Origin of the sequence: Brenneria salicis ATCC 15712 = DSM 30166, assembly GCF_003315515.1 — a bacterium.
In the GTDB taxonomy this organism is placed as follows: domain Bacteria; phylum Pseudomonadota; class Gammaproteobacteria; order Enterobacterales; family Enterobacteriaceae; genus Brenneria; species Brenneria salicis.
On the sequence record NZ_QNRY01000016.1, the window covers coordinates 28,680 to 43,661 of the forward strand.

5 protein-coding genes are annotated in these 14,982 nt (G+C 61.5%); all 5 read left to right on the forward strand.

The window, feature by feature from the left end:
- Positions 1-36: 36 nt before the first annotated feature.
- The 5 genes from DES54_RS08965 (at position 37) to DES54_RS08985 (ending at position 14,960) form a co-directional block, all read left to right on the forward strand.
- Positions 37-8,901 carry a beta-propeller fold lactonase family protein gene (locus DES54_RS08965; RefSeq protein ID WP_113866579.1) on the forward strand — a complete coding sequence of 2,955 codons (8,865 nt, stop codon included), beginning with the start codon at positions 37-39 and terminating at the stop codon, positions 8,899-8,901.
- Between the two features lie 62 nt (positions 8,902-8,963).
- Positions 8,964-10,688, forward strand: coding sequence for a TolC family protein (locus tag DES54_RS08970; RefSeq protein ID WP_427846339.1), 1,725 nt, complete (start codon positions 8,964-8,966; stop codon positions 10,686-10,688).
- The gene (locus DES54_RS08975) at positions 10,688-11,431 is read left to right on the forward strand and encodes an efflux RND transporter periplasmic adaptor subunit (protein WP_113866583.1); all 744 of its coding nucleotides are present in this window, start codon (positions 10,688-10,690) and stop codon (positions 11,429-11,431) included. Before DES54_RS08970 ends, DES54_RS08975 begins: the two co-directional genes overlap by 1 nt.
- Positions 11,428-12,792 carry an efflux RND transporter periplasmic adaptor subunit gene (locus DES54_RS08980; RefSeq protein ID WP_113866585.1) on the forward strand — a complete coding sequence of 455 codons (1,365 nt, stop codon included), beginning with the start codon at positions 11,428-11,430 and terminating at the stop codon, positions 12,790-12,792. The genes DES54_RS08975 and DES54_RS08980 overlap by 4 nt, the downstream gene beginning before the upstream one ends.
- Positions 12,792-14,960, forward strand: a complete 2,169-nt coding sequence (locus DES54_RS08985) for an HlyD family efflux transporter periplasmic adaptor subunit (RefSeq protein ID WP_240634985.1) — start codon at positions 12,792-12,794, stop codon at positions 14,958-14,960. The genes DES54_RS08980 and DES54_RS08985 overlap by 1 nt, the downstream gene beginning before the upstream one ends.
- Positions 14,961-14,982: the final 22 nt, after the last annotated feature.

Here is a 14,982-nt window from a genome sequence, read left to right on the forward strand (position 1 = left end):
GGCCGTTGCGCCTTTTGACTGACAGGATATGACACCATGACCTATTCCCGTTCCGCGGCGCGTCGGCGCCTTCCTCAGCAGGCATGGGCGCTGGAGCCGCGCATGATGTTCGATGCCGCCGTCGCCACCACCGCCGCCGAAGTGGTGACCGCCACCGACACGGCGCCCGGCGTGACCGCCAGCGGCGCCGAAGCGACGATCAGTATTGACGACGGTTCAACCGCGCAATCGGTGGATCTGTTCAGCGGCGTGACCGTCGCCAACGACGCCGGCGGCGAGGAACTGAACAGTCTGGTGATCACCGTGGACAGCAGCGGCGGCAATCAGGCGCTGATTATTGACGGCAGCACGATTGCGCTGACCGCCACGACGACCCCCGGCACCACAACCCACAACGGCTACACGTATTCGGTATCGCTCAGCGGCGACAGCGCCACCATTACCCTCAGCATCGCCTCTTCCGAGGCTTATGCCGCCACAGACGTCGCCGCGCTGATCGACGGCATCGCCTACAGTACGCTGGACAACACGGTGGAAAGCGGCAGCGTCACCGTTACGCTGACCAGCCTGAGCGACGGCGGCGGCGAAACCGCCGAGTTGGGCATCCATTCCACCATCGCCATCACCAGCACTATCAACGTCGCGCCGGTGCTGTCTGACGACGGCGCGCTTGAGGCCGCCGAATCCTTCACCAGCGATGCGCTTGGCGGCAGCGCCGCAGTGGTTTATTCCGGCGATGGACAATACGCCTATGTCGGCGGCGAGAGCGGTATTTCGGTCTTTGCCGTTGATGACGCGGGGCGGCTGACGCTGGTTGAAACCCTCGGCGTCGATGGCCTGAGCAGCGTGACCGAAATGGCGAGTAGCGCGGACGGCGCCTCGATCTATGCCATTGATAGCGGCAGCAACGTCTACGTTTTCAGCGTCGGCGCCGACGGATCGCTCAGCTACACGGCGGCGGTTTCCTCTGGCGATACAACGAGAAATATCGCCATCTCGGATGATGGCGCCTACGTGTATGTCACGACGCAGTACAACGGTATGACGGTCTTCACGCGGGATGCCGGCACCGGCGCGCTCACCCATCTTCAGACAGTGGATGAATCATCACTGGGCGTGGTGCGGGCCGAAACGGTGATCAGCGCCAACGGTTATGTATTTGTTATCGGCGATCAGACTTCGTTTGTGGCCGACAGCGACACGCTGGCGGTGCTGAAAATCAACGACGGCGGCACCTTGACGATGATCAGTTCCGTGACGGCCGATGCGACCCGATTCTCCAGTTCGACGTATTCCATGGCCGTCAGCCAGGATGCCGCCTTATTGTATCTGGCTAGTTCGTCCGGCGGCATTCAGGTCTACCGTTTCGACGGCGGCGAACTGACCCTGATGGACAGCGTCACGCTCGACGGCGTAACCAGCATTGCCCTGAGCGGCGACGGCAGCCTGCTGTACGCCGCCGCCAGCGACGGAACGATCAACGTCTATGCGGCGGGCGGCAGCGGCAATCTGACCCTGGCGAGCAGCATTGTCGCCGGAAACGGCGCCAACGATATCGCGGTTTCCAGCAATGGCCTGTCCGTACTGGCGGCGGGCAGCGGCGGCGTGACGCGCTACAGCGCCGCGCAAACGCTGGTTCAGAATTCCCAGGCCGTGTTCGCCAGCGGCATCACGCTGGCCGACAGCAATTTCGATACCCTCAGCGACGGCGAAGGAAACTATAAAGGCGCCAGCATTAGCGTCAGCCCCAGCGTGACGGGCGGCAGCTTTGGCTTTGCCGACGGCAATGATCTGATTTACAGCGACGGCGTGATCTCGCTTGACGGCAGCGCGATCGCCACGCTGAGCGAGAGTGACGGCGCGCTGACCGTCACGTTCACCGACGATACCACCACTGAGGTCGCCAACCGGGTGTTGCAACAGATCGCCTATGGCAACGACAGCGCCACGGTTGGCAGCTATGTCCTGCTCACCGTGGCCGTCAGCGACGGCGCGTTGACCAGCAACAGCGTGATCGCCACGCTGAGAATCAATGGAGAACCCCAGGTCAATAGTGACACCGCCGCCGGCTATGCGCTGAGTAAGGCCACCAGTGAAACCGCCTATAGCTTCACCTTGTTCTCCGGTCTGTTTAATGATGCGGACGGCGACTCACTCACCTGGGGCGTCAGCGGACTGCCAGACGGACTGACCTTTGACGCCGCGACCCGAACGATTTCAGGCGCGGCCACGGAAGTCGGGACATTCACGCTCACCGTCACGGCTGCCGACGCCACCGGCGCCAGCGCCGCGTTGGATCTGGATCTGGTGATCGAGCAGATCGTCAACCGCGCCCCGGAGGTGAATGAAGACGCCGACACCACGCTGGCTATTTTTACCGAAAGCGAATCCGGCAGCATCACGCTGGACAGCGGCCTGTTCAGCGATGCCGACAGTCTCTACGGCGACAACCTGTCGTGGAACGTCAGCGGCCTGCCCGACGGATTGAGTTTCGATGCCGCGACGCTGACCCTCTCCGGCACAGCCAGCGCTGCGCGCGACTACACCCTCACCGTGACGGCCACCGACCAGTCCGGGGCCAGTGCCGCCAGCGAACTGACGCTGCGGGTGATCACTCAGGCGGAGGCCGACAATAGCGGGCCCGGACTGGTGGGCGACGCCAGCGCCCTGACCTATGCCAGCGACGGTTCGCTCAGCGGTTTCAGCCAGTACGTCAACAGCATCACGTTGTCCAATGACGGCACCATCCTGGTGATTGCCGCCAGCACCAGCAATAACGGTAATGGCGACAGCTACCTGTACGTTTACCGCCGCGACACGTCCAGCGGCGAGTTGGCCTTATTGCAGACCTTCACTCAGGGTACGGAAAACGATGGCGACGACGCCAACGGCATCGAGCTTGACGGTCTGTCCGGCATTACCTCCGTGTCTTATTCCAGCGACGGCAGCCTGCTCTACTTGTCCGGTTATGCTTCAACCGGCAACAGCAGCGCCTATTCGATCAGCGTCTTCAGCGTCGGCGATGAGGGTTCGCTGACGCTGGTTGATCAGGTGGCTGATATCGCTGAAAAAGTGCTACAGATCGCCGTGGCGCAAGACAGCGGCGCGTTTTACGCGCTTTCTGCCACCACGATCTATGCCTACCGCATCGGTGACGATGGTGCGCTCACGGCAATCGATGCGTATACGCCGGAAAGCGGTTTCGGCACGGCGGTCGCCATGCAAATCGACGATGGCGGCGGCGTCTATGTGCTGAGCGGCGGACGCCTGACCGTCTACACCGCCGCCGCCGATGGCGGCCTGAGCTATGCCGGTCAACTGACGCGCAGCGGCACGACGCTAACCTGGAGCGATGCCGCCGGCGCTACCGCCACGGCGGGAACGCTCGACAGTACCGGCGCCTTCAATGGCGCTAACGCGTTCGTGGTTTCCGATGCCGGTTATCTCTACCTCACCACCGGCAATGGTTTCCTGACCACGTTGCAATACGACCGTTCAACCAACGCCATGCGTCTGGTTGACGCGGTCAGCGCCTATTCTTCCCTGGCCCAGTATCCGCATGGCATCGCCCTCTCACAGGATGGCACCACCCTGTATGTGACGAGCGCGGCCAGTTCCCGCTTGGTTATCTACACCATCGGCGAAGAGGGCGAACCGATCTATGCAAACACTGTCACAACGAGCGGAGGCATCTCAAAACTGGTGGTCAGCGCCGACGGCCAATCCGTTTACGGCGGCAGAAATCTCTATTTCGGCACCCCGCTGCTCAGTGTGATCGGCGCCACTGGCGTCACCGTGGCTTACACCGAAGGCGGCACCATCAACCCGGTCGCCAGCGTCGTGTTATCCGACGCCGACTACGATGCGCTAAATGGCGGCGCGGGCAACTATAACGGCGCGACGATCACGCTGGTACGTACCGATGGCGCCTATGGCAACGACAGTTACGGTTTCACCGACGGCAACGGCCTGACGCTGGCTGATGGCGTGATATCTCTGAACGGCGCGGCCATCGCCACGCTGGTCAGCGCAGACGGCACGCTGACCGTCGCCTTCACCGCCGATGTCGCCACCGCCACCGCCAATCGGGTGTTGCAACAGATCAGCTATACCAACGCCAGCAGCGATCCGGGCAGCAGCACCAGTCTTACGCTGAGCGTCGCCGATCAATACGCTTCCAGCCGCTTCGATCTGCTGCTGTCCGTCGCCGTGATTAATAACGCGCCCGTACTGCAAACCGAAAGCCAGAATGTGACCTATATCAGCGGCGGCAGCGCGGTGAAACTGTTTAACGACAGCATGCTGTCAGGCGGAGAAGACGATCAAGCGATTAGCGCCATCACCCTGACCGTTGCCGGTCTGGTGGATGGCGAGCACGAAAAACTGCTGCTCAATGGCAACTACGTTTCGCTGACCGACGGCACGAGCCTGAGCAGTTACGTCATGGTGGATATCGTCGAGAGCGACGGCAGCGTCAATTCTTATACCTATGTCTACAACATCGACGTCAGCGTGACCGATGGCGTCGCGACCGTTACATTAAGCAACAGCGACGGCTTGCCGACGGCGGTTGCCGAGGCGGTGGTCAACAGTATCGCCTACCTCAACACCGCCTATGAAAACGCCCTTGAGGATGCGACCACCGGCGAGCGCGCTATTACGCTGACCTCCATTCAGGACAACGGCGGCACCAGCAATGGCGGCGTGGACACCACCGCGCTGGCGATCGGCGCCACGGTCACGGTCAGTCTGACCAATGGCGCGCCGGTCATCACCGCCAGCGGCGCGTCGAACAACTATGTCGAAAAGGGGGAGGCGGCGGCGATATTCAGCGATGTTGCGGTTTCCGCCGGTGAGCCGGGGCAGACTTTCATCAATATCGAACTGACGGTTTCCGGCCTGAGCGACGGCGACAGCGAAGTGCTGGTCATCGACGGCACCGCTGTCGCGCTGACCGCCGATGCCTACGGGGAAACCACCAACGGCTACGGCTACTACGTTTCCCTTGAGGGCGATACGGCAACCCTTTATCTCTACAGCAGTGATGGGATTGCGGTGAGCGACGCCACCGCGTTGATTGCCGGGCTTGCGTATGCCAACCAGAGCGATGATCCGACGCTGGGTACGCGCACCATCCGGCTTACCACCTTTCAGGACAACGGCGGCACGGCCAATGGCGGCGTTGATACCGTTTCACCCGATATCGCGGCGAGCGTGACGGTGGTGGCGGTTAATGATGCGCCGCTGGTCAGCGCCACGCCGGTGGATACCATTTACGCCACCGCCGGCGGCAGCGCCGCACTGTTCAGTGATGTCGTCATTTCGACGGTGGAAAGCGATCAACGCATTGCGTCGATTACCTTTACCGTTTCCGGTCTGGTGGACGGCAGCCGCGAAACGCTGACGGTCGGCGGCACCCGCATCGCGTTGGTTGACGGCGGCGGCACGCTCGACAACGGCGACAGTTACACGGTGACGCTTAACGGCGATACGGCCATCGTGACGATTGGCAGCGCCAGCGGTATGGCCGTTGATGCCGCCGTCAGCCTGATTGAACAGACCCGTTACGCGAATTTCAGCAACACCCAGACTGCCGGCCTGCGCACCATCAGTCTCAGCGTGCAGGACAGCGGCGGACAGGATAACGGCGGTAGCGATACCACTACGCTGGACGCCGTCGCCGCCATTGACGTGGTGAATAATAGCGCGCCTGAGTTCAGCGCCGGCGCCGATTACACCAGTCTGGAGGCGGCAACCAGCCTGACGGCTGTCAGTGGTCTTGCCGATATCGCCTCCGGCATCCTGTCCCCGGACGGCGCTTACCTGTATGTCGTCAGCAGCGCCGGCGATATCGCCATTCTCAGCCGTAACGCCGGCAGCGGCGAACTGACGCTATTGCAGACGCTGGACAGCGGCGTTTCTTCCGTTTCGCTGATTGAAGCGAGTGATGACGGCGGCACAATCGCGCTGCTTGGCGAGCAGGGCGACGGCATTACGCTGTTCGCTCGCAATGGCGCCGATGGCAGTCTGACGCTGGTACAGACATTGACCACGGAAAACGTGGTCGACTTGGCGCTATCCGCTGACGGCGGCGCACTCTATGTGGTGGATGGCAACTACTCCGGCCTGCTGGTCTACACCCTGGACGCGGACAGCGGTCAATATGCATTGAGCCAGTCCATCACCGCCGCCACCGGCAGCGAACCTTATCTGTTCACCGCCGTGGGCGTCGAGGTGGTGGGCGACTACGCGTATGTGGTTACCGATCCGGTCGCCGAGACGGTCGCCAATACCCTGATCGTCTATCAACGCGCTGAGGACGGCACGCTCGGCGCACTCGCCTGGCTGCGTGACGGCGCGCTGGCCGGCGCAAGTACGGTCGATATGTCCAGCCCCGTCGATATCGCCGTTTCCAGCGATGGCGGAACGATTTATGTCGCCAGCGAGGACGGCGTCGCCGTATTCAGCCTTGACGCCGCCAGCGGCGCGTTAAGTTACCTCGGCGCGGTGAGCGGCCTGTCCAACGTCACCTCCATCGCGCTGTCTGGCGACGATGGCACGTTGTATGTCACCGGTTCGGATAGCGGCATCAGCCGCTACAAGTCTGATGCCGGCGCATTGACGCTGCTTGAAACGCTCTCCGGCGCGTCGACAACCGCACTGGCTGACGCGCAGCGCGTGGTGACCGGCGCTCACGGCGCGGTGGCGGTCATCGGCGGCGGCGGTTTGGTCAGCCTGAACGATGCGCTGACGGACATATCCCTTGATTATCACGAGCAGGGAACAGTCGTGCTGGCTGACGTCATCACCCTCAGCGACGCGGATTACGATGCGCTGGCCGATGGCGCGGGCAACTACAACGGCGCAACCATCACGGTTATCCGTGAAGGCGGCGCCGACAGCGCCGACAGTTACAGCATGGCCGACGGCAACGGCCTGACGCTGGCGGACGGCACGCTCTGGCTGGACGGCGCGGCCATCGCCACCTTCACCAACAGCGGCGGCGCGCTGACGGTAACCTTTACCGCCGAGGTGACGACTGCCGTCGCCAATCGGGTGCTGCAACAGATTAGCTATACCAACACCAGCGCCGATCCCGGCGCGAGCATTCGGCTGGTTATCGGCGTGAACGATGCCTACTTCGCCAGCGCCAGCGCGACGCTGATGTTGAGCATCACCGAGGTTAACGATGCTCCCGTGTTGACGAGCGTGCCAGCCAACGCCAGCTATGCGGAAGACGGCGCGTCCGCCAGTTTGTTCAGCGATACTACGGTTTCCACCGTAGAAGCGGATCAGACGATTAATACCCTCACGCTGACCGTCTCCGGGCTGAGTGATGGCGCCAACGAGACACTGACGATTGACGGCGCCGTGGTGACGCTGGTCGCCGGTTCCGGCGCCACGGCGAGCGGTTACGTCTATCGTGTGTCGGTTAGCGACGGCGTCGCCACCGTGGTGATCGCCAGCGAGTCCGGCATGTCCGCCAGCGAGACGGCCGCGCTGGTCAATGGCATCGCTTACGCCAACGCCATCGATGATCCGACTCAGGGCGTGCGTACCGTCACGCTAAGCGCGATCCAGGACAACGGCGGCAGCGCGAACGGCGGCGGCGATATCAGCGTGTTTGATATCGCCGCCACGGTTAGCGTCGCCGCGGTCAACGACGCGCCGCTACTAAGCGCGACGCCGGCCAATCCGGGCTACACAGCGGGTGACGGAGCGGTAAGGTTATTTGATGGCGTTAGCGTTTCCACCATCGAAAACGGTCAGTCCATTGTCGCGCTGACCGTGACCGTCTCCGGCGTCGTGGACGCAGCCGAGAACCTGATCATCGACGGGACCACCGTCATGTTGACCGATGGCGCTATATTCACCACCTCCAGCGGCCTGAGCGTCACGGTCGCGCTCGACAACGGCACCGCCACGCTGACCATCGGCAGCGGCGGGGGCATCGATACCACAACCGCCGCTGCGCTGGTCGAGGGACTGGCCTATACCAATACCAGCACTATCGTCACCAGCGGCGAACGCGCCGTTACTCTGGCCGCCATCCGGGACGACGGCGGCAACGCCAATAACGGCACGGATACCGCCGCGCCGAACATTTCGGCGGTAGTGAGTATCGCCAACAGCGCGCCGCAGGCCACGGACAGTGAAGCGACTCTGCCGCAAGCCACGCAGTCGGCGGCATACCGCGCCGTGCTGCCGTCTGATTGGTTCAGCGACGTTAACGGCGACGCGCTGGTCTGGCGGCTTGAGGGATTGCCGGACGGTCTGAGCTTTGACGCCGCTACGCTGACCATCAGCGGCAAAACGCGGGCCGTCGGCAGTTTCGATCTGACGCTGACGGTGAGCGACGGTCAGGGCGGAACGGCGACCCGGTTCCTGACGCTGGAGGTCGATAAACCACCGGTGACGCCGGTGGTTTTGCCCCTGACCGGCATGCCGGGCGACATGATGACGCCCTGGTGGGAAGCGCGCCAGGATGAACGCCAGCGGCAGAACGAGACGATAAGCATTGCGCTGCGCGGGACAGCGCCGTTGACGGCGTCCGGTCCGGCGGCTGAACCTGCGCCGCTGTCCGGCGAGGCATTGTCAACGTCGCAGTATCCGCTGGTGAACGGGGAAATAGATTACGCAGATACGCCCTGGCGGTTGGAACCCATTATGACGCCGCTGATGCCAGCGCTGGAAGCGGTGGATTTTTCATCGCTGCGGACGACGAATGCGCCGGTCAGCGCGGCGGAAAAGGGTTTGACCGGGTTGCGCATGCCGCTGGCGGAGGGCGCGGAGGGAAAGGCGGCGTTCTCCGCGCAACTGCAACAGTCGCAGACCGAGTTTGACGAACTTCTGAGCGCATTGAATCAGTTAACGGAAAAGCGGGCGTCACCCGCGCAGTGACGCGAATTTTTCTCAATATACATAACAATATCAACACACGACATGAGATGGGGAGAACCCTGGTGAATCAGCACATAGCAAAACTCTGTGAGAGTCGGCAAAGAACGGCTGGCAAGCCAACATCCGCCGGTTCTCAGGCGCTGAAAGTGGCCGTCGCGCTGGCTTGTCTGGGACTGGCCGGTTGTGCGGTAAAACCTGAACCGGTGACGACGGAGCAGCAAGTGGCGCAGGCATTAAGCGATCGCACGCGGATGTTCGCCGATCAGGAGCCGGTACGCGGCATCATTACGCTGGATGAAGCGATTGCCCGCGCGCTGAAATACAACCTGCAACAGCGGGTCGCGTTAATGGAACAGGCGATGGAGGATAACCTGATCGGCGTTTCCAGTCTGGATATGTTGCCGAAGCTGGCGGCGCGGGCCGGGCTGCAAACGCGCAACAATGTGGCGGGTTCCAGCAGTGAGTCGGTGACCACCGGCGAGCAGTCGCTGGAAGCGTCCACCAGTCAGGATAAAGCCCTGCGCAGCGCAGATCTGTCGCTGAGTTGGAATGTGCTGGATTTCGGCATCAGTTATTTCAACGCCAAAGTACAGGCGAATAAGTCTCTGGCCGCCGAAGAGCGCCGTCGCCGCGTGGTGGCGGACATTACCCGTCAGGTACGCACCGCCTATTGGGAAGCGGCCAGCGCCCAACGTTTGCAGCCGGAGGTGACGGCGGCGCTGGCAGAGGCGCGTCAGGCGCTGGCCTACGCCCGTCAGACCGAGCAGCAGCGTTTGCTGGCGCCGGTAGAAGCGCTGCGTTTCCAAAAAAACATGCTGGAAATGGTGCGCCAGCTTGAGATCGTCGATAGCGATCTGGTGATGGCCAAGTCCCGGCTGGCATCATTGATGAACTTATCGCCCGCCAGCAAATTTGATGTGGTCGTCCCCGGCGAAAGCAGTCTGGTCACGCCGAAACTGGCCTATACCCTCGACGATCTGGAAAACTTCTCGATGGTGCAACGGCCTGAGGTGCGTGAGGAAAGCTATCTGGCGCGCAACGCGGTGCTGGAAACCCGTAAATCGCTGTTGCGCCTGTTGCCGGGCGTCTCGCTGTTCGCCGGGATCAATGGCGACAGCAACAGTTATCTGGTCAATCATCAGTGGGCCAACGCGGGTGTTCAGGTGAGCGGCAACCTGCTCAATGTGCTCGCCTGGTCGCCGGTGAAACGTGCGGGCGAAGCGAACGAAGAACTGGCGGAGGTGCGGCGTCAGGCGCTGCGCATGGCGGTATTGACCCAGGTGAATGTGGCGTGGCAGGAGTATCGGCAAAGTACGCGCATGTTCAATCGCTATCAGGAACTGGCGCGTATTCAGCGCGGGATCCTTCATCAGACCGAACTGACGGTGCAAAACCGGGCGGCGACGCAGATGGAGCAGGTGCGCGTCAGCACGGAAACCATCCTCACCACGCGCGCGCGCGACCGTAGCTTTGCGCAGGTACAGAATGCGTTAGGCGCGGTGTATCAGGCCGCGGGGCTGGATGTGCTGCCCGATAACGTCAGCAATACCAGTCTGGCCGCATTGAGCAACACTATCGCCCACACCACCGGGAATATTGAACGCGGCGCGCTGCCGGTTCCCCGGTTGGCGCTGGTCGCCGCGCCCGCGCCAGCCGCGGCGACGGCGACGTCCGTTGTCGGTAATCCGGCGGCGACGCCCGCGACCGCCAGCGTGAAGCCGTATCGCGTGGTGAATACCGACATGTGGGATAACCTGCAATCCTTACAGGCAGGAGGAACGCGCTGATGGGACGGCGGTCATGGGGACTGGCCGGCGCGTTAATGGCGCCGCTGATGGCGCTGGCGGCGGAGTCCGGCGATATTCGCGTACAGCTTAGCGCCCAGCGTTATACCGTTCTGTCCAGCGAAATTGCCGCTAAAATCACCGATATTACGGTAAAAGAGGGCGAGCATTTTAAACAGGGCGATACGCTGCTGACGTTCGACTGTGCGGTGTTGAAGGAAAAACTGAACTATTCCGCCGCCGCCGAAAATGCGGCGCATAAGAAACTGACGATCGCCAACCGGTTGGATAAGCTCAATTCGATTAGCCTGTCTGACGTGGATCAGGCGCGCTCGGCGGTTGTCATGGCGCAGGCGGAAAGCGGCGTCAACCGCGCCATGTTGCAACGTTGCGCCATCAAAGCGCCGTTTTCCGGCCGGGTTACGGAAACCCGGGTAAAACGCTGGGAATCGGTGGCGGAAGGCAAGGAACTGCTGGCGATTTACGATGACAGCGCCTTTGAACTGGAAATGATCGTCCCTTCCCGTTGGCTGGTGTGGTTAAAACAAGGCAATGCGTTTCAGGTGACGCTGGATGAAACCGGGTTGAGCTATGCGGCGCAAATCAGTCGTATCTCCTCGGCGGTCGATCCCGTCAGTCAATCGGTGAAAGTGTTTGGCCGTATTACCCAATCCACCGCCGGACTGTTGCCGGGGATGAGCGGGGTGGCGCAAATCGCGCCGCCAGCGGCAGGCGACGCGCCATGACCGGTAATCACACGGCGGCGCGGGCGGCAAACGAGTCGGATAGCCGGTTGGCGGTGCTGGCGGAGTTATTGCAGTTGCAAAGCCGGGCCAGAGCGCGGGAAACGCCGGACGAACTGGCGTTCCTGATGGTCAACGATACGCACGGGCTGGTGAAATATCGTCAGGCGTTGTTGTGGGATTGTGAAACACAGCGTCTGCGTACCGCTTCCGGGCTGGCGTCCATTGATGATAATGCGCCGTTTTGCATCGAATTTGGTCGCCTGTGCCGTCAGTGGCAGCAGGAAGATCGTCAGACTCAATCCTTGCGCTGGCGGGATCTTCCCGTTAATGACCAGTTGCTGTGGCAGGAATATCTGCCTGAATTTTTACTCTGGTTGCCGTTGCGACGTCCGCAAGGAGAAACCGAAACCCCGCTGGTGCTGATTCTGGCCCGCGACAGCGCCTGGCAGCCAGCGGAATTGCTGTTGCTGGAAAAGCTGGCGGATGCCTATTCCCATGCGTGGATCAGCTTGCGCAATACCCGGCGCGCCGACGCCAAACGTCATCCCAGGCGGCGACGCCTGATACTGGCGGGCGCGATCGCGCTATTGCTGGCGCTGTTGTTCCCGGTGCGCCATTCGGTGCTGGCGCCGGCGGAAATTGTCGCGCACCGTCCGGTGATGGTGCGTGCGCCGGTGGCCGGGGTGGTGGACGCTATTCTGGTGCGGCCCAATCAGCAGATTTCCGCCAATCAACCGCTGGTGCGGCTGGATGCCCGCGAACTGGAAAACCGGTTGGAGTCTTCCCGGCAGGCGTTTGCCACCGCGGACGCCCAGTATCGTCAGGCGCAGCAACAGGCGCTGTTTGACGCCAATAGCAAAGCAAGTCTGGCGGTGTTGCAAAGTCGGCGCGAGCAGGCGCAGAGCGACATGCGTTTTCTGCAACGGCAACTGGAACGGATGCAACTGGTTTCCCCGCGCGACGGCGTGGCGATCTTTGATGACGCCAGCGACTGGATCGGGCGTTCCGTGGCGGTGGGCGAAAGGATCATGATGATTGCCGATCCGCGTGATGTCGAACTGGAGATCCAACTGCCCGCCGCCGATGCCATCGCGCTGGAACAGGGCGCGGATGTCCGCCTGTTTCTCAATGTCGCGCCGAATGCGGCGCAACGGGCGCAACTGGCGCAGATTGGCTACCGGGCCGCGCTGACGCCGGACAATGTGATGGCCTACCGGCTGAGGGCGCGTTTTACCCAGGATGATCCGCAATTGCGCGTCGGGCTGCAAGGCACGGCGAAAGTGTATGGTCAGCGCACGCTGATGATTGTCTATCTGTTGCGTAAGCCGCTGGCTTCGCTGCGCGTATGGCTGGGCATGTAATGCGTCAGCTAGCCATGCCGAAAGCGTCATCCGCCGCTCAACCCGACGCCGCCGGGCTTGGCGCCTTGCGTGATGAACTGATCCTGCACCCCGGCCCTGCCAACCGCGATGGATCGCCCAGTTGGACGCTGGAAGATCCGTTGCGCGGATTATTTTTTCGTATTGGTTGGGCGGAAATGGCGATGTTGTCGCGTTGGTCGCTGGGCAGCGCCGCCCGGATTGTCGCCGGGGTGAACCGTGCATCAACGCTGGTTATTGACGATAGCGACGTCCGGTCTTTCAACCAGTTTTTGCAGGCCAATAATCTGTTGCGCGTCGCGGGTGACGAGGCGCTGGCCCGGCTTGGACGACAACAGGCGAAAATGCGCGCCTCAATAGGCCGTAAGCTGTTGAATAATTATCTTTTCTTTCGTATTCCCCTGTGGCACCCGGATCGCTTTCTGGCGGCAACCTTGCCGTGGGCGACGCCTTTTTTCAGCCGCGGCTTTTTCATTCTGACGCTGGGCGCGGCGTTGCTGGGGCTGTTTCTGGCTGGCCGTCAGTGGGAAACCTTCAAGCATACATTTCTGTACTTTTTTTCGCTGGAAGGGGCGGCGCTGGCGGGGCTGACGCTGATGTTCACCAAAATTCTGCATGAGTTCGGACACGCCTATACCTGTAAACGTTTCGGGGCGAAAGTCGCCACGATGGGCGTCGCGTTTCTGGTGTTGATGCCGGTGTTGTATACCGATACGTCTGGTTCATGGAAGCTGACCCTCCATCGGCAGCGCATGGCGATTGGCGCCGCCGGTATGCTGACTGAACTGGCGCTGGCGGCATGGGCGACGTTGGCCTGGAGTTTCCTGCCGGACGGCATGCTGCGTAGCGCGGCCTTTATGCTGGCGACCACCACCTGGGTAATGACGCTGGTGATTAATCTCAGTCCGTTGATGCGTTTTGACGGTTATTTTCTGCTGTCCGACGCGTTACAGATCCCGAATCTGCAAAACCGGGGCTTTGCCCTGGCGCGTTGGCGGTTGCGCGAATGGTTATTCGGGCTGGGCGATGAACCGCCGGAGTTTTTCCCGCGTTGGTTGCGGCGCACGCTGGTGGGTTACGCCTTTTGTGTCTGGATTTATCGTTTCTTTCTGTTTACCGGCATCGCCCTGCTGGTTTATCACATGACATTCAAACTGCTGGGCATCGTGCTGTTTGCCGTGGAAATGGGTTACTTCGTGGTGATGCCGGTGGTGAACGAACTGCGTGAATGGCGTAAACGCCGCAAGGATTATCGTATGAACCGGAATATGATCGTGACGCTGACATCCGGCTGCGTATTACTGCTGGTGTTGATCCTCCCCTGGCAGCGCGGCGTTTACGCCCCGGCGCTGTTGCGTGCTGAACAACAAAGCAGCCTGTATATGCCGCTGCCCGCGATGATAAAGCGTATTGATGTTCAGGTTGGTCAACCGGTGCAGGCGGGACAAGTGCTGTTTACGTTATCCGCCGACGAGTTGTCGCACGAACAGCAACAGTTGGCGCGACAGATAGCGACGCTGAACTGGCAAGGGGCGTTTCAGGTGTTCAACAAGGAAGCCGTGGCCGAACATCAACGGGTGAAACAGGAATATGACGCCGCCCGGCAACGGCTCAGTGTGTTGCAAAGACAATCGGTGCAGTTGATCGTCAAGGCGCCGATAAGCGGCGTGGTGGCGGATATGGCGACGCCGCTGGCAACCGGCGAGTGGCTGGCGCAGGGCGAATGGCTGGCGGTGATAACCAAACCGACCAGCGGTCTGGTTGAAGCCTTCGTATCGGAAAAAGACTGGCAGCGCCTGAAAACCGGCGGGCAGGGGCATTTTTATCCACGTGACGTCAGCAGCCCCGCGTTGCCGGTGACGATCGTGGATATCGACCATACGGCGACGCGCGATCTGAGCGCGGTACCGGAACTGACCTCGATCTACGGCGGCGATATCGCCACGTTGAGCGATGGGCAGCGTAAACTGCATCCTGAACAAGCCGTCTACCGGGTGGTGCTCAGTTTGCCTGCCGACGGTCAGCGGCAACAGCAGAGTCAACAACAGATAGTATGCGGAACGGTGGTGGTGGAGGGCGATGCGCAAAGCCTGCTGGTTCGCGGCTGGCGCTGGGCGTCGGCGGTGTTAATCCGGGAAATCGCGTTTTAATCAGGCGTCTGACTCGCCGGAT

What these genes read in the sequence shown, in the direction of transcription:
- DES54_RS08975 (WP_113866583.1), top strand. Translation starts at nt 10,688, where the DNA reads ATGGGACGGCGGTCATGGGGACTGGCCGGCGCGTTAATGGCGCCGCTG.
- DES54_RS08980 (WP_113866585.1), top strand. Translation starts at nt 11,428, where the DNA reads ATGACCGGTAATCACACGGCGGCGCGGGCGGCAAACGAGTCGGATAGC.
- DES54_RS08985 (WP_240634985.1), top strand. Translation starts at nt 12,792, where the DNA reads ATGCGTCAGCTAGCCATGCCGAAAGCGTCATCCGCCGCTCAACCCGAC.
- DES54_RS08965 (WP_113866579.1), top strand. Translation starts at nt 37, where the DNA reads ATGACCTATTCCCGTTCCGCGGCGCGTCGGCGCCTTCCTCAGCAGGCA.